Annotated in this window: 19 protein-coding genes; 9 read left to right on the forward strand and 10 right to left on the reverse strand. The window is 60.2% G+C overall.

Annotation, left to right across the window (positions count from 1 at the left end):
- The 5 genes from AB7828_RS00005 to AB7828_RS00025 form a co-directional block, all read right to left on the reverse strand.
- Positions 1-640: ABC transporter ATP-binding protein (locus AB7828_RS00005; RefSeq protein ID WP_441229029.1), on the reverse strand; the 640-nt coding region annotated here is incomplete at its 3' end.
- The gene (locus AB7828_RS00010) at positions 640-1,392 is read right to left on the reverse strand and encodes an ABC transporter ATP-binding protein (RefSeq protein WP_184514559.1); all 753 of its coding nucleotides are present in this window, start codon (positions 1,390-1,392) and stop codon (positions 640-642) included. The genes AB7828_RS00010 and AB7828_RS00005, both read right to left, overlap by 1 nt.
- Positions 1,389-2,378: a branched-chain amino acid ABC transporter permease gene (locus AB7828_RS00015; protein WP_184514561.1), complete on the reverse strand. Its 990-nt coding sequence runs from the start codon at positions 2,376-2,378 to the stop codon at positions 1,389-1,391. Before AB7828_RS00015 ends, AB7828_RS00010 begins: the two co-directional genes overlap by 4 nt.
- 12 nt (positions 2,379-2,390) lie before the next feature.
- A complete protein-coding gene (locus AB7828_RS00020) occupies positions 2,391-3,311 on the reverse strand; it encodes a branched-chain amino acid ABC transporter permease (protein WP_231077630.1) in 921 nt (306 codons plus the stop codon).
- Between the two features lie 101 nt (positions 3,312-3,412).
- Positions 3,413-4,588 carry an ABC transporter substrate-binding protein gene (locus tag AB7828_RS00025; protein ID WP_093760644.1) on the reverse strand — a complete coding sequence of 392 codons (1,176 nt, stop codon included), beginning with the start codon at positions 4,586-4,588 and terminating at the stop codon, positions 3,413-3,415.
- 339 nt (positions 4,589-4,927) lie between these two features.
- On the opposite strand from AB7828_RS00025, the gene AB7828_RS00030 reads away from it, so the two are divergent.
- The 4 genes from AB7828_RS00030 to AB7828_RS00045 all read left to right on the forward strand — a co-directional run bounded on the left by AB7828_RS00030 (position 4,928) and on the right by AB7828_RS00045 (position 8,568).
- Positions 4,928-5,434 (forward strand): MarR family winged helix-turn-helix transcriptional regulator, encoded by a 507-nt coding sequence (locus AB7828_RS00030; protein ID WP_441229030.1) that lies wholly within the window; start codon positions 4,928-4,930, stop codon positions 5,432-5,434.
- Positions 5,435-5,444: 10 nt separating this feature from the next.
- Positions 5,445-6,263 (forward strand): alpha/beta hydrolase, encoded by an 819-nt coding sequence (locus AB7828_RS00035; protein ID WP_093760642.1) that lies wholly within the window; start codon positions 5,445-5,447, stop codon positions 6,261-6,263.
- 144 nt (positions 6,264-6,407) lie between these two features.
- A complete protein-coding gene (locus AB7828_RS00040; RefSeq protein WP_420878662.1) occupies positions 6,408-8,075 on the forward strand; it encodes an AMP-binding protein in 1,668 nt (555 codons plus the stop codon).
- A gap of 34 nt (positions 8,076-8,109) precedes the next feature.
- Positions 8,110-8,568 (forward strand): RidA family protein, encoded by a 459-nt coding sequence (locus tag AB7828_RS00045; RefSeq protein ID WP_175367237.1) that lies wholly within the window; start codon positions 8,110-8,112, stop codon positions 8,566-8,568.
- A 6-nt stretch (positions 8,569-8,574) separates the two neighbouring features.
- On the opposite strand, the gene AB7828_RS00050 is transcribed toward AB7828_RS00045, so the two are convergent.
- Positions 8,575-9,375, reverse strand: a complete 801-nt coding sequence (locus AB7828_RS00050; RefSeq protein WP_441229031.1) for an AraC family transcriptional regulator — start codon at positions 9,373-9,375, stop codon at positions 8,575-8,577.
- Between the two features lie 63 nt (positions 9,376-9,438).
- Between AB7828_RS00050 and AB7828_RS00055 the strand changes: the two genes are divergently transcribed.
- Together AB7828_RS00055 and AB7828_RS00060 are read left to right on the forward strand one after the other, a co-directional pair.
- On the forward strand, positions 9,439-10,617 hold the full coding sequence (locus AB7828_RS00055; RefSeq protein ID WP_089267410.1) for an MFS transporter: 1,179 nt from the start codon (positions 9,439-9,441) through the stop codon (positions 10,615-10,617).
- Positions 10,618-10,856: 239 nt separating this feature from the next.
- Positions 10,857-11,957, forward strand: a complete 1,101-nt coding sequence (locus tag AB7828_RS00060) for a helix-turn-helix transcriptional regulator (RefSeq protein WP_441229032.1) — start codon at positions 10,857-10,859, stop codon at positions 11,955-11,957.
- 230 nt (positions 11,958-12,187) lie between these two features.
- On the opposite strand, the gene phaZ is transcribed toward AB7828_RS00060, so the two are convergent.
- Positions 12,188-13,411 carry a polyhydroxyalkanoate depolymerase gene (gene phaZ / locus AB7828_RS00065; RefSeq protein ID WP_439063300.1) on the reverse strand — a complete coding sequence of 408 codons (1,224 nt, stop codon included), beginning with the start codon at positions 13,409-13,411 and terminating at the stop codon, positions 12,188-12,190.
- Positions 13,412-13,591: 180 nt separating this feature from the next.
- Here phaZ and AB7828_RS00070 point away from each other — a divergent pair, with 180 nt between their 5' ends.
- Together AB7828_RS00070 and AB7828_RS00075 are read left to right on the forward strand one after the other, a co-directional pair.
- Positions 13,592-14,245: a glutathione S-transferase family protein gene (locus AB7828_RS00070; RefSeq protein WP_093760630.1), complete on the forward strand. Its 654-nt coding sequence runs from the start codon at positions 13,592-13,594 to the stop codon at positions 14,243-14,245.
- A 274-nt stretch (positions 14,246-14,519) separates the two neighbouring features.
- On the forward strand, positions 14,520-15,659 hold the full coding sequence (locus tag AB7828_RS00075; protein ID WP_441232172.1) for a hypothetical protein: 1,140 nt from the start codon (positions 14,520-14,522) through the stop codon (positions 15,657-15,659).
- 50 nt (positions 15,660-15,709) lie between these two features.
- Here AB7828_RS00075 and AB7828_RS00080 read toward each other — a convergent pair whose 3' ends face one another.
- On the reverse strand, positions 15,710-15,919 hold the full coding sequence (locus AB7828_RS00080) for a hypothetical protein (RefSeq protein WP_441229033.1): 210 nt from the start codon (positions 15,917-15,919) through the stop codon (positions 15,710-15,712).
- Positions 15,920-16,037: 118 nt separating this feature from the next.
- On the opposite strand from AB7828_RS00080, the gene AB7828_RS00085 reads away from it, so the two are divergent.
- Positions 16,038-16,418, forward strand: coding sequence for a hypothetical protein (locus AB7828_RS00085; protein WP_441229034.1), 381 nt, complete (start codon positions 16,038-16,040; stop codon positions 16,416-16,418).
- Between the two features lie 12 nt (positions 16,419-16,430).
- Here AB7828_RS00085 and AB7828_RS00090 read toward each other — a convergent pair whose 3' ends face one another.
- Positions 16,431-17,624, reverse strand: a complete 1,194-nt coding sequence (locus AB7828_RS00090; protein ID WP_441229035.1) for an ABC transporter substrate-binding protein — start codon at positions 17,622-17,624, stop codon at positions 16,431-16,433.
- Between the two features lie 198 nt (positions 17,625-17,822).
- Positions 17,823-19,049 carry an ABC transporter substrate-binding protein gene (locus AB7828_RS00095; RefSeq protein WP_175367300.1) on the reverse strand — a complete coding sequence of 409 codons (1,227 nt, stop codon included), beginning with the start codon at positions 19,047-19,049 and terminating at the stop codon, positions 17,823-17,825.
- Positions 19,050-19,068 lie beyond the last annotated feature (19 nt).

Below are 19,068 nucleotides of genomic sequence, written 5' to 3' on the forward strand. Positions count from 1 at the left end.
CGGTCCACACGACGCGGCCCTTTTCGATGACCACGTGGCGATCGGCGAAGCCGGCCAGCGCATCGACATTCTTGTCGATCACCAGAATGGACTGACGCTCGGCCTTGAGCTTCTTCAGGCAATCCCAGATCTCAAGACGAATGAGCGGCGCAAGGCCTTCGGTGGCCTCATCGAGAATGAGCAATTTCGGATTGGTCATCAGCGCGCGGCCGACGGCCAGCATCTGCTGCTCGCCGCCCGAGAGCTGCGTCCCGAGATTGCTGCGACGCTCCTTGAGGCGTGGAAAGAGCTCGTAGATCTTGTCCAGCGTCCAGCGCGCCGGCGGATGCCGCACGGCGGCGGTGGCGACCAGGTTTTCCTCGACGGTCAGCGTCGGAAAGATCTGACGGCCCTCGGGCACGAGACCGATGCCGGCCTGGGCGATGCGATAGGACGGCAACCCGGCCATCGGCTTGTCGTCGAATGTGACGGTGCCGCCGGTTGGATGGATCAGGCCCATGATGGCGTTGATGGTGGTCGTCTTGCCCATGCCGTTGCGGCCGAGCAGGGTGACGACCTCGCCGGCATTGATGGTGAGTGAGATATCGAACAGGACCTTGGCCGCGCCGTAAGCCGCCTGGAGATTTGAGACTGAGAGCATCAGGCGGCCTCCTCGCCGAGATAGGCAGCGCGGACTTCCGCATTGTCACGAATGCTCTGCGGCGAACCGGAGGCGATGATGCGGCCGTAAACGAGGACCGAGACGCGGTCAGCCAGTGCGAACACGGCGTCCATATCGTGCTCGATCAGCACGATGGGAAGCTCCTTGCGCAGTTCCTGCAACGTGTTGATCAGCCGCTGCGATTCATCGTGGCTGGTGCCGGCGAGCGGTTCGTCGAGCAGCAGCAGTTTCGGCTTCGCCGCCAGCGCAATGGCGATTTCGAGCTGGCGTTTCTCGCCATGCGACATCTGCCCAGCCGGCACGCCTGCGCGAGCGGCGAGGCCGAAGCGCGACAGCAGGGCCATGGCGGTGTCGTTCAGCGCCGGCTCCTTGGATGCATTGCCGAAGAAACTGAAGCTCGAGCCGCTGCGTGCCTGAACGGCGATGGCGACATTCTCCAGCGCCGAGAAGCGTGGCAGGATCGAGGTGATCTGGAACGAGCGCACCAGGCCCATCCGCGCGCGCTCCGCCATCGGCAAACGCGAAACGTCCTGTCCATCGAAGATGATACGGCCGGAGTCCGATTGTGCGTGCCCGGAGATCTGGTGGATCAGCGTGGTCTTGCCGGCACCGTTGGGGCCGATGATGGCGTGCAACTCGCCGGCTTCGATGTTCAGCGACACATCGTCGGTGACGCGTAGCGCGCCGTAATTCTTGCAGATGTTCTGCAGCTGAAGCGGAGCGCTGTTCATGATTTGCTCCCGAACAGGCCGGTGATGCCCCCGCGCGCGTACAGCACGACGAGGATCAAGATGGGTCCGAAGATCAGCGCCCAGTTCTCGGTGTAATGCGACAGAATATCCGCCAGCAGGCTGAACACCGCCGCGCCGATGATTGCGCCATGCAGTGAGCCGAGGCCACCAAGGACCAGCACAAAAATCAGATCGCCGGAGCGTTGCCAGGCCGTATAGGCGGGGCTAACGAATTCGGTCTGGTTGGCGAGCAGAAACCCGGACACGCCGGCGATCATGCCCGCAATGACGTAGGCGGTGAGCTGATAACGATAGGGCGCAAAGCCGATCGCTTCCATGCGCACGGGATTCTCGCGAATGCCGCGTAGCACCCGACCGAAGCGTGACGCGACGATGGCGCGGAGCAGCAGATAAGCGCCGAGCAGCACGCCGAAGGCGACGTAATACATCGCCACATCGTTCTTCAGGAACTTCGAGCCGAAGAACATGCTGCGCGATGCCAGCGTTAGCCCGTCGTCGCCGCCATAGGCAGCCAGCGACGTGCCGAGGAAGAACAGCATCTGGCCGAAAGCCAGCGTGATCATGATGAAATAGACGCCCTTGGTCCGCAGCGAGATCGCGCCTGTGAAGAGAGCGAAGATGAGCGAGACACCGAGCGCCACCGCAAGCTGGATGAAGCCGTCGGTGATTCCGTGGCTGGAAAGGATCGCGACGCTGTAGGCGCCGAGACCGACATAGGCGGCATGGCCGAACGAGATCATCGCGCCGTAGCCGATCAGCAGATCGAGCGACATGGCGGCGAGCGCCAGGATCATGATGCGCGTGACCAACGCCAGGATGAAGCTCTGCGATCCCCACAGCACCGAGAGCGGCACCAGGGCGAAGATCGCGAAAACGATCAGCGGCAGCACATAGGCGCGGCTAGTACGCAGCGGCGTTGCGAGGGCAGGCGAAGCGGGGGTGTCGAGGTCGACGAGATTGTTCATGGTCTGCTCCCGTTACTGTTTGGACGGGAACAGGCCGGATGGCCGGAAGAACAGCACCGCAGCCATCAGGATATAGATCAGCATCGGCGCAATGGCGCGGCCGGTCTGGCTGGCCGCCGAGGGATCAAGCAGCAGCTTGAGCAGCGTGGGCGCGAAGAAACGTCCGAGCGTATCGACGAGACCGATCAGCAGCGCCGCGATGAAGGCACCGCGGATCGAGCCGATGCCGCCGATGACGATCACCACGAAAGCAAGAATGAGCACATTGTCGCCCATGCCGGGCTCTACCGAGAGGATCGGTGCAACCATGGCGCCGGCGAAGCCCGCGAGCATGGCGCCGACGCCGAACACGATGGTGAACAGCAGGCGGATGTTGACGCCCAGCGCGGAGACCATGGCGGCGTTGCTGGCGCCGGCACGCACGAGCATGCCAAGCTTGGTCTTGTTGACGACGAGATAGAGCGCGAGGCCGACAGCAAGACCGACGGCGATGATGACGAGACGCCACACCGGATAGAGCATGCCGTCGGTGATCTCGATCGCGCCCGACAGGGCGTCAGGAATTGCAACATTTAGCGGCGCAGCGCCCCAGATGTATTTCACGGCCTGATTGAGGAAGATGATGACCCCAAAGGTGGCGAGCACCTGATCGAGATGGTCGCGATCATACAAATGTCGAAAGATCAGGACCTCCAGCAGGAGTCCGAAAATCAGGGCTGCTGGTAGCGCCAGTGCGAGGCCGGCGACGAAACTTCCGGTCATGGCGGTGAAGGCGGCGACCAGATAGGCGCCGACCATGTATTGCACACCATGCGCAAGATTGATGAAGTCCATGACGCCGAACACCAGCGTGAGGCCGGCGGCGATCAGGAATAGGATCAATCCGAACTGCAAGCCGTTCAGGATCTGGACGAGGGCAAGCGTGAGGGTCATCAGATAACTTGGTTTCTATACTGAGATAAACACGGCCGATAAAACACCGGGCCGTCCCGCCTTCGCGGCAACGGCCCGGTGATGAGTGATCGCCAGGGCGATTACTGCGCAGCGCAGTCCTTGGCGTAGCGATCGCCGTAGTTCGAGAACACCTTCTCGACGATCTCGGTCTGGAACTTGCCGTCAGCGCGCTTGGCAACCTTGGTCAGGAAGAAGTCCTGAACGGGATAGCCGTTGTTGCTGAACTTGAAGCCGCCGCGGATCGACGGGAAGTCTGCCTTCTTCATGGCTGCAGCCACCTTGGCCTTGTCCGAGAGGTCGCCCTTCACGGCAACGACGGCGCTGTTGATCAGCATGGCCGCGTCATAGGACTGGAAGGCGTAGGTCGCCGGCACGCTGTTATAGGCCTTCTCGTATTCCGCGACGAACTTCTTGTTCTGCGGAGTGTCGAGGGTCGGTGCCCAGTTCGAGCCGCCGAACATGCCGATCGCCGCGTCCTGCTGAGCCGGCAGCGTCGATTCATCGACGGTGAAGGTCGACAGGAACGGAATGCGGTCGAGCAGGCCGGCCTGCTTGTACTGCTTGACGAGGTTCACGCCCATGCCGCCCGGCATGAAGGTGAGCACGGCGTCAGGCTTCATCGATGCGATCTTGGAGAGCTCGGCCTGGAAGTCGAGCGTGCCGAGCGGGATGAAGGATTCCTCAAGGATCTCGCCCTTGAAGTCCATCTTCACGCCGGCGACGAAGTCCTTGCCGGCCTGATAGTTCGGGGTCATTAGATAGATCTTCTTGTAGCCGCGCTTCTGGGCGACGTTACCGAGGATCTGGTGGATCTGGTCGTTCTGATACGAGGTCACATAGAAATACGGATTGCACTCCTTGCCCGCGTAGCTCGACGGACCGGCATTCGGCGAGATCAGGAAGGTCTTGTTCTCGGTGACCGGCTTGTGGATCGCGCCCAGGATGTTTGAGAAGATCGGGCCGACCACGAAGTCGACCTTGTCACGCTCTAGAAGGCCCTTGACCTTGGTCACGGCGACGTCCGGCTTGAGTTCGTCATCGACGACGATGACTTCGACGTCCTTGCCGCCCATCTTGCCGCCGAGATCCTTGACGGCGAGGTTGAAGCCGTCGCGCGCCTGCTGGCCGAGCACGGCACCGGCGCCCGACAGCGACACGATCACGCCGACCTTGATCTTTTCCTGCGCCATGGCCGGGATGGCCGAAACGCTCATCATCAGGGCGGCCAAACCGGCCAGTTTGAAAGACTGCTTCATTAACTTCTCCTCCACTCGGCCGCGACAGGCAGCCGAAAAACGTGCCAACCCAGAATTCTGTTCTTTTGCCTAGATTATGCTCACGACGGGCGCAGCCGCAAGCAATGTAAATGACTTCCAGGCGTCAGAAATCAGCCGAATACGCTATGCAAACCGTAGGCCAATTTATTTGAACCTTAAAGAAATATTCAAAATCGACGGCGGTCAAGGCTGCGGCGTTTTGGCTTGCGGTCGGACGGAAATTCCTTGAAGGTCAAAGGATCGGTATGGGGCGGTACGAGATTGTGGATTGCCGGTCTCTCGGCCGCCGCAGGAGCTTCAAGCAGGTAAGATTGCATCATGATTCTCGACTCCGAGACCAAGGCCGTCGAACTTCCCGATGATCACGGCGATGAGCTGCGCCTGTGGCTCCGGCTCTTGACCTGTACGACCTTGATCGAGGGCGAAGTCCGCAGCCGCTTGCGCGAGCGCTTCGATGTCACGCTGCCGCGCTTCGACCTGATGGCCCAGCTCGACAAGGTGCCCGACGGTATGACCCTGTCGGATGTCTCGAAGCGGATGATGGTGTCGAACGGCAACGTGACCGGCCTGGTCGAGCGTCTCGTGGAATCCGGCCACGTTGATCGCCGCACCTCCGACACCGATCGTCGGGTGCAGGTGATACGGCTTACCAAACTAGGCCGTGCGGAGTTCCGCAAGATGGCTGAAGAACACGAGACCTGGATCGCTGAAATCTTCGCGGATCTGGCGCCGAAGGATGTCCGCGAACTGATGCGTTTACTGGCCAAGACCAAGGCTTCTGCGCAGAAAGCGGCGCAAAAGGCAGCGAACGGCAAGGTGCCGTAAACGCGACGCGGTGAGTGCAGTGATCGATCTCGAAGCCGAATACAACAATCGCGCAAAAGTCCCGGAAAGCTCTGCGCTGATCGCCGGCTGGGCACAGGACGCCAAAGCCTATCGCGACAGCGGCGTGCAGATGCGGGCCATTCCATATGGCTCAGGCGCACGGCACACGATCGACTACTTTCCCGCCGGCGACAAAGGTCCGATTGTCGTCTTCATTCACGGTGGCTACTGGCAGGCGCTGGATGCCTCGTTCTTCAGCCATCTGGCGCGCGGGCTGAACAGCCATGGCATCAGCGTGGCGATCCCCAGCTACGATTTGTGTCCGAACGTCTCGGTCGGTGATATCATCGCGCAGATGCGTGCGGCGACCCGCGAGCTGGCGAAGCTCGGCAGGCGGCTCGTCGTGTCGGGCCATTCGGCGGGCGGTCATCTCGCGGCCTGCATGCTGGCGACGGACTGGCGCGCGCTCGATTCCGCGCTGCCGCAGGACCTGATTGTCGGTGCCTATGCGATCTCCGGGTTGTTCGATCTGGCGCCGCTGGTGCCGACGTCGATCAACAATGCATTGCATTTGAACGATGCCGGCGCCCGTGAGGTCAGTCCGTTGTTCTGGCCGGCGCCTTCGCACGGGTCTCTCGATGCGGTGGTTGGTGGCGACGAGGGTGTCGAATATTTGCGGCAGAGCCAAAGCATCGTCGACGCCTGGGGTGTCCATATTCCCGCGCGCCTTGAGGCGCTTCCCGGCGCAAATCATTTTACCGCCGTCGCACCACTGGCCGATCCGCAGTCCGCCATGGTGCTGCGGCTAAAGGCGCTGGCCACGCTTTAGGCGCGGTTGCCTAAACAAACTGCGCAAATTCGCATCCTCCGCCGAAAATTTCGGCGTGCCCCAAGACTCCGCAGTTGCGGAAAACTGTTTTAAGTCTAAAATGATATTTGGATGACGTTGCCGGGCATCTGACGTGACGGGAGCATTGCAATGGCCGCTGATACTCAGCTGACAAAGCCTTTTACGGCGCATGTTGATACGTTCGCGCGGGACAATATGCCCCCGCCGGAACAGCTACCGGAGTTTCTGTTCACCCGGCCGGAATTTCACTATCCGCCGCGCATCAATTGCGTGGTGCCATTTCTCGATCGCTGGGTCGCCGAGGGGCGCGGCGATGCGCCGTGCATGATCGGGCTGAACGAGAGCTACACCTATCGCGAGCTCTATGAGCTCGTGAACAAGATCAGCAACGTTCTGGTCAACAAGCTTGGCCTGGTTACCGGCGGTCGCGTGCTGCTGCGTTCGGCCAACAATCCGATGATGGTTGCGACCTATCTCGCCATCATCAAGGCCGGCGGCGTCTGCGTGTCGACCATGCCGCTGCTGCGCGCCAAGGAACTGTCCTATCCGCTGCAGAAGGCGAAGATCTCGCTGGCGTTATGCGACAGCAAGCTGTCGGACGAGATGGAGAAGGCCAAGGCGGTTTCGCCCGAACTCAAGCGCGTTGTCTATTGGGGCACCGGCGAAGCCGAACTCGACAAGATGATCGCCGAGGCGAGCCCGGAATTCACCGCTGTCGATACGGCTTCGGATGATATCTGCCTGATCGCCTTCACTTCGGGCACGACGGGCGACCCGAAGGGCACCATGCATTTCCACCGCGACATGCTTGCGGTGTGCGACGGCTTTGCGCGCAATGTGCTACGCGCCAGTCCGGAAGATCGCTTCATCGGTTCGGCGCCGCTGGCCTTCACGTTCGGTTTCGGTGGCGTACTGTTCCCGCTGCATATTGGCGCGTCCTTCGTGGTGCTTGAGAAGGCTGGTCCCGACGAGCTGCCTGTGGCCGTTGCCAAGCACAAGGTCACTGTGTGCTTCACCGCGCCGACCGCCTATCGGGCCATCCTCGGCAAGATCGACCAGTACGATCTCTCGACGCTCCGCAAATGCGTGTCGGCAGGCGAAACGTTGCCGAAGGGCACCTATGATGCATGGCTGAAGGCGACCGGCATCAAGCTGATGGATGGCATCGGCGGCACCGAAATGCTGCACATCTTCATCTGCGCCATTGAGGAAGAAATCCGCCCGGGCTCCACGGGTAAGCCGGTGCCCGGCTATGTCGCCAAGATTATCGACGACGAAGGCAACGAAGTGGCGCCGGGCACGCTAGGTCGCCTCGCAGTCAAAGGCCCGACGGGCTGCAAGTATCTCGCTGATCCGCGTCAGCTCAAATTCGTGCAAAACGGCTGGAATATCACCGGCGATACCTTCCTGATGGATGAGGATGGTTACTTCTGGTATCAGTCGCGCTCCGACGACATGATCGTGTCGGCGGGGTACAATATCGCTGGCCCCGACGTTGAAGCTGCGTTGCTCACCCATGAAGCCGTGGTCGATTGCGGCGTTGTCGGTTGCCCCGATGCCGACCGCGGCATGATCGTAAAGGCTTATGTCGTTCTCGCTCCCGGTCAGGCAGGGAGCGACGCGCTGGCAACCGAGTTGCAGAACCACGTGAAGCGCGAGATCGCGCCTTACAAATATCCGCGCGCCATCGAGTTTGTGACGCAACTGCCCAAGACCGAGACCGGCAAGCTGAAGCGCTTTGCGCTTCGCCAGCAGGCTGCGGCGGGCGCGTCACCGACCGTTGCCGCATAAGTTTGAAGACGTTTCTTTCAGGGAGGATTGCCCGGTGAATGCACCAAAAGGCCCGACATTGACCGTGGTGCCAAACGCAAAGGGCGATGTTGCAGCATCCGTTTCGCGCGCATTGCAGCCGAGTGGCTGGCCGAAGCCCAAGGGCTATGCCAACGGCATGACGGCCGATGGCCGCATCGTCGTGACCGGCGGCGTGATCGGTTGGGATGCCGAGGAGAAGCTGAAGCCGGATTTCGTGTCGCAGGTTCGTCAGGCACTGCAGAACATTTCCGACATTCTCGCGGAAGGTGGCGCGAAGCCCGAGCATCTCGTGCGGTTGACCTGGTATGTCGTCGATATGGAAGAGTATCTCGGCAATCTGAAAGCGCTCGGTCAGGCCTATCGCGAGATCTTTGGACCGCATTATCCTGCGATGGCGCTGGTGCAGGTCGTGCGTCTGGTTGAACTCGCCGCGCGCGTCGAGATCGAGGCGACTGCGGTGGTGCCGCGCTAAGCGGCGCTACTTCGCCTCGATAAACTCTGTCGGGCTCTTGCCCGTCACTTGCCGGAACGCGTGCGAAAACGCCGAGAAGCTGGCATAGCCGAGATCGGCAGCGAGCTGCTTCACCGAGGCGTTGCGGTTCATCGACAGGCGTTCGATCGCCTCCGCGATCCGCGCGCGTTGACACCAGCTCTTGAAGCTCAATTGCGTCTCTGCCGAAAAAAGCCGCGATAGTGTACGTGCCGACGTGCCGACAGCGCGCGCCAAAGTTTCGATCTCGTAAGCCTGCGTCGGATCGGCCAGCACCATCTCCGCGGCGCGTCGGCAGCGCGGCTCTTGCGGCAGCGGCATGAAGGTCGTGGGATCGCCCGCCTGATGCAGTTCGAGCATGGCAATCTCGATCAATAACCGATTCCGTGCGACGTCATCGCGCCCATCGAACAGCGCCAGGATCGACTCGTGCAACAGGCGCGACACGCGAACCACGAACTCCGCGGCGAGATCGCCATTGCGTCGATCCCGCGCCAGCCAGTCGACGTTGAAATACAGCGAGCGCATCTCGATGTCGGCCAGAACGTCGATGGCGTGGGGCAGGTGGGCTGGCACCCAGACCGCGCGATCCGGTGGCACTAGCCAGCGGCCCTTCGGGGTTGTCACCTGCATGGTGCCCGCAGCGGCGAACACGAGTTGCGCCTCGCGATGGGCATGAGTGTCCAGCCGGATACCCTTGAGGTAGCGCGTCGCCAGGATGTGGACACCGTCGGTCGCCGAGCGCCGGCGCTTCGATAAGTCCAGGATTGGCGGTTCTGCGACATTCATTGGCAACATCCCGTTAGAGCAAGCTCATATAACGGCATTCCAAGGTTGCCAAGGAATCGATTCATGAACGTCCCCAGCCGGGTCATCACCCTCGTTAATGTCGCCCATTTCATCGACCACTACGCGATGCTGATCTTTGCGGCAGCGGTGCTCGTGATGGGTCCGGCCATGAATATGACCTATACCGAGCTGCTGCCCTATGCGACGCCGGGCTTCATGGCGTTTGGGGCCGGCTCGTTGGTGACCGGTTGGCTCGGGGACCGCTGGAGCCGTCGCCATATGATGGTGATCTTCTTCTACGGCATCGGTCTGTCGATGATGGCTGTCGGCCTGGTGCAGACGCCTTTGCAGCTTGGTGCGGCGCTGTTCTCGGTTGGCCTGTTCGCGTCGATCTATCATCCGGTCGGCACGGCGATGATCGTCTCCTATGCCGACAAGCTCGGCAGCGCGATGGGCATTAACGGCGTGTTCGGCAATTTCGGCGTGGCGTCTTCCGCACTGATCACCGGCGTACTCGGTCAGTTCCTCGGCTGGCGCTGGGCCTTCATCATTCCCGGCCTCGTCACTGTTGCAGCTGGTGTTGTCTTCATGCGCGAGGTCGCACATGAAGATCGCTCGGGATTCAAACAGGCGGCGGCGCAAGCGCGCGTCGCGAAGTCCGACATGTGGCGTGTGATCCTTGCATTGTTGGTCACGGTGGTAGCGATCTCCACCGTCTTCAACGCCATCACCGTCGCGCTGCCAAAACTGTTTGCCGAGCGTTTGTCCGACATGACCGACAGCCCGGCATTGCTCGGCATCATTGCCGCCTGCGTTTATGTCTTCGGCGCGGCAACCCAGTACAACATTGGCAAACTGATCGATAAGCACTCGCTGAAGGCGGTGAGCGTTCCGTTGTCGCTGGTGCTCGCGCCGTTCCTGTATTTCGCAGCGTCGCAATCGAACATCTCACTGATTGTCGTCGCGATCGGCATTATCATTGGTCTGTTCGGGCAGATCACCGTCAACGAGGCGATCGTCGGCAAGTATACAAGCGAGGAGTGGCGGTCGCGCGCCTACGCCGTGCGTTATTTCGTTGGCTTTACCGCAGCGGGAGCCTCGGTCGGGCTTGTCGCGTGGTTGTACGAGCAGGGTGGCTTCATCATGATGTTGCACGCCTTTGCCGCCTTGTCGGCGCTGGTGATCGTCGCTGCATTGATTTTGCCGCGGGAGTTGCCGCCGGCAAAAGCGCCTCTGGCATAAAATCTCTCGCTTGACACTGGCGAGCAGCGCGAGACCGGTCTAGTTAGGCGGTGAATACCATTCGCCTCCTGAACGGCGGCTGGCGAAAGTGGCATTTCGCGCACATCAGCATCGTGGTCGCAGATTTCCGAATGGTCTCGGGAATTGTCCGATGTCTGCGGTGTTGCATGATGGGTGCTGCTTTCTGACCGTGATGACCGAGACGCGAGCCGCCGGAAACCGTTTTGCTGGATACATCCGTGAATTTTGAAACGCTCGTCGACGAGATTTATGAAGCGGGAGTTTTGCCGGAGCGTTGGCCGCAGGTGTTCGATCGCCTGGCGGAGATGGCAGATGCCGAAGGTGCGATGATTTTCGCATCCGCGCCTGGCATTCCGCGGTGGACGTCATCTGAGAGAATTCGCGAGCGGATCGATCGTTGGACCAAGAGTCCCTATGCGACCAAGAATCCACGAAGCGCCAGACTAATCGCGGAAAACGAGCCGTGGTTTCTGACGGACCTGGACCGGTTCACGATGGAAGAACTCGACAATGAGAGCTTCTATCGGGACATTCTCCGGCCGGCGGGTCTCGGCTGGTGCGCCGGTACCTCGGTGCGGTCTCCCTCCGGTGATACGCTCGTGATTTCGGTCGAGAAGGCTTACGCCAAGGGGCCGGTTGAACGCGCTGTGGCGGATCAACTGGATGGCCTCCGGCCTCATTTGGCCCGCGCGGCGGTGTTGTCTGGTCGTCTGGGCTTCGAACGTGCCCGCACGGCGGTTGCGACACTTCAGATGATTGGCCTTCCCGCGAGTGCGGTCAGTCAGGAGGGGCGCGTTATCGCGGCCAATCCTGGGTTCATTTCCAGCACGACGATTGTCGGCATTGGCGCGCAGGATCAGGTGCAGTTCGCCTCGCAGGTCGCTCAGACCATGTTTATCGAGGCGCTAAGCAAGCCCTTGTCTCTGTCGAAAACGGGCCGTTCAATTCCAATTTCTGGGACTGAGCACAGCCCACCCTTGATCGCGCATGTGCTGCCCCTCCGTCTGGCTGGCCTCGATGTTTTTGCGGGCGCTATGTCGATCCTGCTCCTGACGCCGATCACCCACCAGCAGCGCAGCCCGGGTCCGGAGCTTCTGCAGGCTTTGTTCGATTTGACGCCGGCTGAAGCGCGGATCACCAGCCTTTTGATCGATGGCAACTCAGTCACCGCCATCTCGAAAATGCAGAGCGTCAGCCTGAACACCGTGCGGACCCAGCTGAAATCCGTCTTCTTGAAAACCGGCGTCGAGCGGCAGGTGGACCTGGTTCGGCTTCTGGGCCAGCAGCGAGTTCAATTGATCCCTGACCGGGACGCCTGAAAAATCCACGAAAAAGGCCGGCACGATGGCCGGCCTTGATGCGTAAGTATGTCCGGTGAAAAATCGTGCAGTCGTCAATACACGGTCCGCCTAAGCGGTAATAAGAAACCGCTGCTATGCTGCTGAAGCAGCGGCGAAACAATTCCCCGGTATCGACGTAGGCCATTCCTGCGATATCCGCGTCACCAATTTGGGTGAGGCGCCCGACTATTTGTATACAACGCAGGGTTTCACGAATTGACGTGAACAAAATCACGCAGCAGCGGGTAGATCTCGTTGTTCCAACGGCGTCCGCTGAATACACCGTAATGGCCGACACCGGCCTGCATGTGATGGACTTTGCGATAGGCTCGCACGCCGGTGCAGAGATCCTGGGCTGCCAAAGTCTGGCCGATCGAGCAGATATCATCCTTCTCGCCCTCGACGGTCATCAGCCCCATGCGCTTGATCGATGCGCAGTTCACGGTCCGGCCCTTGTAGGTCAACTTGCCCTGCGGCAGCAGGTGCTCCTGGAACACGTCGCGGATGGTGTCGATATAGAACTCTCCCGGCAGATCCATCACGGCGAAATATTCGTCATAGAACGTCTTGATGACTTCTGCCTTCTCGGTCTCGCCCTTGGCGAGATGATTGGCGAGATCGACATGTGACTTGATGTGCCGCTCGAGATTCATCGAGACGAATGCAGTCAACTGAATGAAGCCGGGATAGACCTGCCGGAACGCGCCTTTGCACTGGAACGGCACGTAGTTGATCATGTTCTCTTCGAACCACTTCAACGGCTTGCTCTTGGCGAACTCGTTGACCTTGGTCGGCTGAATGCGCGTATCGATCGGGCCTGCCATTAATGTCAGGCTTGCCGGGCGGGCGGGGTGATTGTCTTCCGACATGATAGCTGCTGCAGCCAGCGCCGACACGGACGGTTGGCAAATCGCGACCATGTGGGAACGCGGGCCGAGCTCATTCATGAATGTGATCAGGTGCTCGGTATATTCGTCGAGGCCGAACTTGCCCTGATTGAGCGGTATGTCGCGCGGGTTATGCCAGTCTGTGATATAGACGTCATGATCCTGCAGCAGGGTCTTCACGGTGCCGCGCAGCAGCGTCGCGAAGTGGCCGGACATCGGCGCCACCAGCAGCATGCGCGGCTGCTCCGGCGCGTTCTCTTTCTTGAAGTGTAGCAGCGATCCGAATGGCGTCTTGAAGGTGACTTCTTCCGTCACCTCATGCTCGCTGTTACCGACCATCACCTTGCCGATATCGAATTCGGGCCGATGATAGGTGAGGGCGGAGCGTGAGATCAGCTCAAGTGCTGCTGCGAGGCGGCCGAACAGTTTCTCGGACGTGCCGGCCGGGACGAGATTGAGGTACTTCAATGCAGCAGACGCACCGGTGCGCCAAGGTGCTGTCAGATCCATGTGATTCTGGTAGGCCTGATACATCATTGACATCATCCGGAGCTATCCCTGCTGTGTTGCTATGCAATATTGAAGCCAGAGAAGAGTCAATTCGTCTGGAAAACTGGCACGTGGTTTGCTGAATAAAATTAAAGCAGCACAAGCAATGGGCAGCCGGGAACCGGTTACCCCGAGGGCTGACCGGCTGCCTGGGTTCGGGCGTAAGGGGGATAAGTCATGGCCAACGCGACACTCACCATCAGCAGCAAGAACTACTCGTCGTGGTCATTGCGAGGGTGGCTGCTGACAAAATTCTCAGGCCTTGAGTTCGACGAAGTCGTTACGGCGCCGGACGATGCCTCCGCCAAGGCCGAGATCCTGTTGCTGTCTTCATCGATCCTGGTGCCCTGCCTGCGCCATGAAGGGGCGGTGGTCTGGGATACGCTGGCAATCGCCGAATATCTCAACGAGATCATGCCGGAAGCAAAGCTATTGCCGGCGGACCGCATCCTGCGGGCGCATTGCCGCTCGATTTCGGGTGAAATCCATTCGGGCTTCACGACATTGCGAGCGTCGCTGCCGGTCAACATCAAGGGGCATTTTCCGAACTTCAAGGTCTGGTCGCGCGCGCAAGCCGATATCGACCGGATCTGCACAATCTGGCGCGAGTGTCTGTCGAAGTCCGGCGGCCCTTTCCTGTTCGGCACCCGCAGCATGGCGGACGCCATGTATGCGCCGGTGGTGACGCGCTTCGCGACCTATGACGTCAAGCTCGATCCGCAGCTATCAGCCTATGCCAGCATGGTGATGAACCTGCCCGAAATGCAGGAATGGATTGCTGCGGCCAGGCAGGAGCCTACCGATATCGAAGAGCTCGAGGTTGAGTACTGATTGATAGTTCGGCAACGCCATGCCGGCTTACGGATCGGGCACGGCGTGCTCAACTTGTATCCAGAGTTTGTAGCGCTTGCCCGGGGATTTGCGCGTTTTGGCCGCCAGATCGCCTGCTAACGCGCGCGATTGGTATCAAAACGCCTTTGACGCAAGCTGGCGCGATTTTCGCATAGCAGCAATTTCTCGCGAGCCGCATTGCGTTGGCTGCCGATCGATTGCACGCCAATCACAGTTCGGTCCCCGGGTGTTTTTAAACACGTTGGAGGATCCCATGAATGTACATGCTGCGATCGACCTCAAATGGCCTGGGCTTAAGCACCCGAACGGCGATCCTCTCCGCCTGAATCATGGGGATTTCGTAGCGATCGATCGGCACAAGGACACGACATACGAGGCGACCTATCGCCCGCAGGCACTTTATAGCCGCGCCAATGAGGGCTTTCACGCCAACAACGAAACTTTCCTGCTCCATGAGGTCGCGACCAATCTGCCGATCTATCGCGAAGATACTGGCCCTACCGATTTCCATCTCCACCTGCCACCAGGCGGCTTCCAGCTCGTGCTGGTTACGTCGGGCATGTTCACCTTCGATTACGATGGGCGCTTCTACAATGTCGGCCCTGGCGCAGTGATGCTGCAAAGCGCGATCGTGCATCGTCAGCTGTTCTACACCTGGTCGGGATTGTCTACCGAGGAGAACCTGAAGACGCCGCAGACGGTGGTGCCCGATCCCCTCTCCATGGGCTACTCCGGCAAGTTTCTCGAAGCCTTCGTAACCGATCCGACGACCTTCCCGAACCCGACAATCGTGGGTCCGGATCAGATCAACGAAGCCGAGACGCCACGTATGGCCTGGACCCATGCGCTGCATGATCGCCCGGACGATGCAGGCTTCTGGCTTCAGGATCCGCTGGCACTGGACGCGCTCTTCAAGCTGCTGGCTGATGACACCATCAAGTCGGCGGCGCCCGTCTATGTGCGCGATATTGGCATCGAGGCTCCGAGCGGTCATCTTGTCACCGGTCACATCATCGCAACCGATCCGCATGGCAAGTCCCTCTTGCCGAAGAGCTCCGCGGCGGCCGTGGATGCCGCCTCTTTCGCGAGAGGTGAAGTTGTCATCTATCGCGTCATTCGCGGCACGGCTGAGTTCAGGGATAGTGCGGGAAAGACGTTCGAACTTGCGGCTGGTGATGTCGTGACGGCAGGCAAAAATTCGGCCAGCCTCATCGGGATGGGCGAAAATACGCAGGTCCTCCGGCTCGGCCTGCTGAAAGGCATGGAGCAGCTTCGAAGCTGGACGCCGACCCAGCGCGATGAAATCGACGGCCTGGCGGCCAAGATCATTACACAGAAGGACATTCGCCCCCTGCGGACCGAGGGCAAGCCTGTCGGCTATCTATACGCATAAGCGCCGGTCGGCGCAGTGCACCGCCGCCCTCTAAAGCAGGCACACGGCCCTCACGCTGTACGTGGCAGCCGCCATCCGACCACGCGTGCCTCGACCATGCTGCCCGTCTCGGCATTGCGCCATTCGCCATCTGTGAAGACGCAGGCGAAGGGCAGCTGATAGGTGCCGCTGTGGTCCTCGCACAACACTTGCACCGCCTGATCAGGCTCAGGATCACCCTGGCCATCGAATTCGGCCAGCCGTCGTTCACGCGTCGCCATGAGGTGCTCCGGTCCAAGGAACGGGCGGACATCTTCTTCGTTTCCATCACGCCTGGTTGACAGCCGGGCGCCAGCACCGCTTGGTCTTGGCGGCATGACGGACATGATGGGGAAAATGATGCGCGGCCGAACAATCCTAGCGATGACATTGCTGACCATTTTGGGCGCCGCCAAGGCGCAGGCGCAGGATGTGCCGGGAATCGAGATCTGCACGGTCGAAAAGACCATGGAGCGCCGCACCAGCTGCCTGCAAAGCAACGTCAATTTCCTGCAGCAGACGTTGGGCAAGCTGCGGCTTGATCAGCAACAGCGGCTGGATGCGGCCAATCGGCAGGTCGAAGCGCTGAAGGCTACCGTCGTTGTCCTGCAGAAGACGGTGGAGGAGCTGCAGGCGGTGCAGAAGAAGCCGGCGCCGGCTGCGAAGGAAGCTCCGGCTGCCGCGAAAGACGCGCCGGCGGCCAAGGATGCGCCAGCGCCTGCCAAGGATGCAGCGAAATAGGGCGCTCTCGTCCTACTCGCTGCTCAACACGGGTCCGAACAGTTCCCAGCGTTCGCCTTTGAAACGCATCATCTGCAACTGCTGCAGCGGGCTGTAGTCGGTTGAACTGGTCTTGACGCGGGTACCGGGCAGGAAGATGCCGACCTCATAATCGAGGTTCGTGGCCTGCTTCATCACATTCTCCCGCGTAAGCGTGTCGCCGCATCGCTCCAGGATATGCGCCAGCGTGCGCGCGATGCCGAAGCCGTACAGCGTGTAGATGTCGTTCTTGTCGCCGTCGGGATAATACTTGTCCATGAAGGCAAGCCATTCCTTGATGGTCGGATCTTCTTTCCACTGCGGATCGGTGGGGTCCTTCATATAGGCTGCGCTGATCACGCCCTGCGCATTGTCGAAGCCTGCGGGCTTGATCACCGAGCCGACCGATTGCGACACGTTGACCAGCATCTGCACCGGCTTCCAGTTCAGCTCGGCCACCTTCTTGATCGCCTGCGCGGCGAACTTGGGCGAGGCGATGTTCAGGAACACATCGGGATTGGCGGTCCTGATCTGGACGATCTGCGAATCTACTGTCGGTGAGCTGGTCTCGAAGCTCGCCTGTACCGTGATCATCTTGTCGGCCTTGTCGCCGAGTCCTTCGCGTACGCCGCTGAAATAGTCCTTCCCCATGTCGTCGTTCTGGAACAGCACGCCGATCCTGGCGTCGGGATGGTTCTTCAGGATCCACGCGGCCCAGATACGTCCCTCGTTGTGGTAGCTGGGCGACCAGCCCATGGTCCACGGGAAGTGCTTTGGGTCGGCCCATTTCGAGGCGCCGGACGACACGAACAGATGCGGCACTCTCTTCAGGTTCATGTATTTCTGGATCGCGGAATTCGTGGCGGTGCCCAGGGGATTAAACAGCAGCAGCACTTCGTCGCTCTCGACCAGCTTGCGCGCCTGTTCCACCGTCTTTGGCGGCGAGTAGGCATCGTCATAGCTGATGAAATTGATCTTGCGGCCGTTGATGCCGCCCTGATCGTTGATCATCCGGAAATAGGCGGCCTCCGATTTTCCGATCGAGGCATAGGACGATGCCGGCCCGCTATAGGGCATGATGTTGCCGACCTTGATCTCGGTGTCGCTGGCGCCGGGATCGTATTTCTTCTGCGCGTGAGATGGCGTGGCCAGCGCGCCGAACATGAGCGCGGAAAGCGCGAGAGTCATCCCGCGGGGCAGTGTCCTGTGCATCGCTTCCTCTAACGTCTTGTATGTCCGCGGTGCGGTCCATCTGAGTGGACCGTCGATCGCCGCGGCTTGCGTCGAGTATGCACGATTGAGGAGAGGGGGCCAGCAACGAGAGCGCGTGGCTCAGTACGCGTGCGTCCCCTCTGACTCGAGAGAGGGGACGCCGCAGCGTATCGCTTACGAGTTCTTCTCGCCGGACATCAGCGGTCCGAACAGCTCCCAGCTTTCGCCCTTGAACTTCTGCATCTGAAGCTGTTCGAGCGGGCTGAAATCGGTCGGGCTGGTCTTGATCTTGGTGCCCGGCAGGTAAATGCCGATTTCCATGTTCAGGCTCGCCGCCTGCTTCATGATGTTTTCGCGTGTGAGATCGTCGCCGCATTGCTTGAGCACCTGGACGATGCCCTGCGAGACGCCGTAGCCGAACACGGTGGCGCCGTCTTCCTTGTCGCCTTCGGGATAGTACTTGTCCATGAAGGCCGACCATTCCAGCATGCCGGGATCGTTCTTCCATGTCGGATCCTTGGGATCCTTCATATAGGCCGCGCTGAGCACGTCCTGCGAGTTGGCATAGCCCGCGGGCTTCATCACGCTGCCGACGGATGCCGAGACATTGGTGACGATGTGGACGGGCTTCCAGCCCATCTCGCCGACCTTCTTGATCGCCTGTGCAGCGAATTTTGGCGTGGCGATGTTGATGAAGACATCCGGATTGGCTGCCTTGATCTGCACGATCTGTGAATCCACCGTCGGTGACGCCGTCTCGTAAGGCACCTCGGAGACGATGTAATCTTTGACCTTGTCGCCGAAGCCTTCGTGCAGTCCGATGATGTAATCCTTGCCGAAGTCGTCATTGGCATAGAGCACGCCGACTTTCTTGCCGGGATGATTTTTCATGATGTATTGCGCGTAGATGCGCGCCTCGGCCTGGTAGCTCGGCTGCCAGCCCATGGTCCATGGGAAGTTCTTCGGATCGGCCCATTTCGCGGCGCCCGTCGAGACGAATAGCTGCGGCACCTTCTTGGTGTTCATGTATTTCTGGATCGCCGTATTTCCCGGCGTGCCCAGCGGGTTCATGATGAACAGCACTTCGTCATTCTCGACCAGCTTGCGCGCTTGCTCCACCGTCTTCGGCGGGCTGTAGCCGTCGTCATAGCTGATGAAGGTGATCTTGCGGCCATTGATGCCGCCCTTCTCGTTGATCATCTTGAAATAGGCGGCCTCGGTTTTTCCGATCGTCGCGTAGGAGGACGCCGGGCCACTATACGGCATGATGTTGCCGATCTTGATCTCGGTATCGGTGGCACCAGTATCGTATTTCTTCTGCGCGTGGCTTGCGGTGGACGTAAGTGCTACGACAACGCCGGCGAGCAAAGTCACTCGCAGAACTTTCCAGTCATGCTGCATGGTCAAGTGTCCTCCCTGT

The organism is Tardiphaga sp. 215_C5_N2_1, from assembly GCF_052076055.1.
Taxonomy (GTDB): Bacteria; Pseudomonadota; Alphaproteobacteria; order Rhizobiales; family Xanthobacteraceae; genus Tardiphaga; species Tardiphaga robiniae.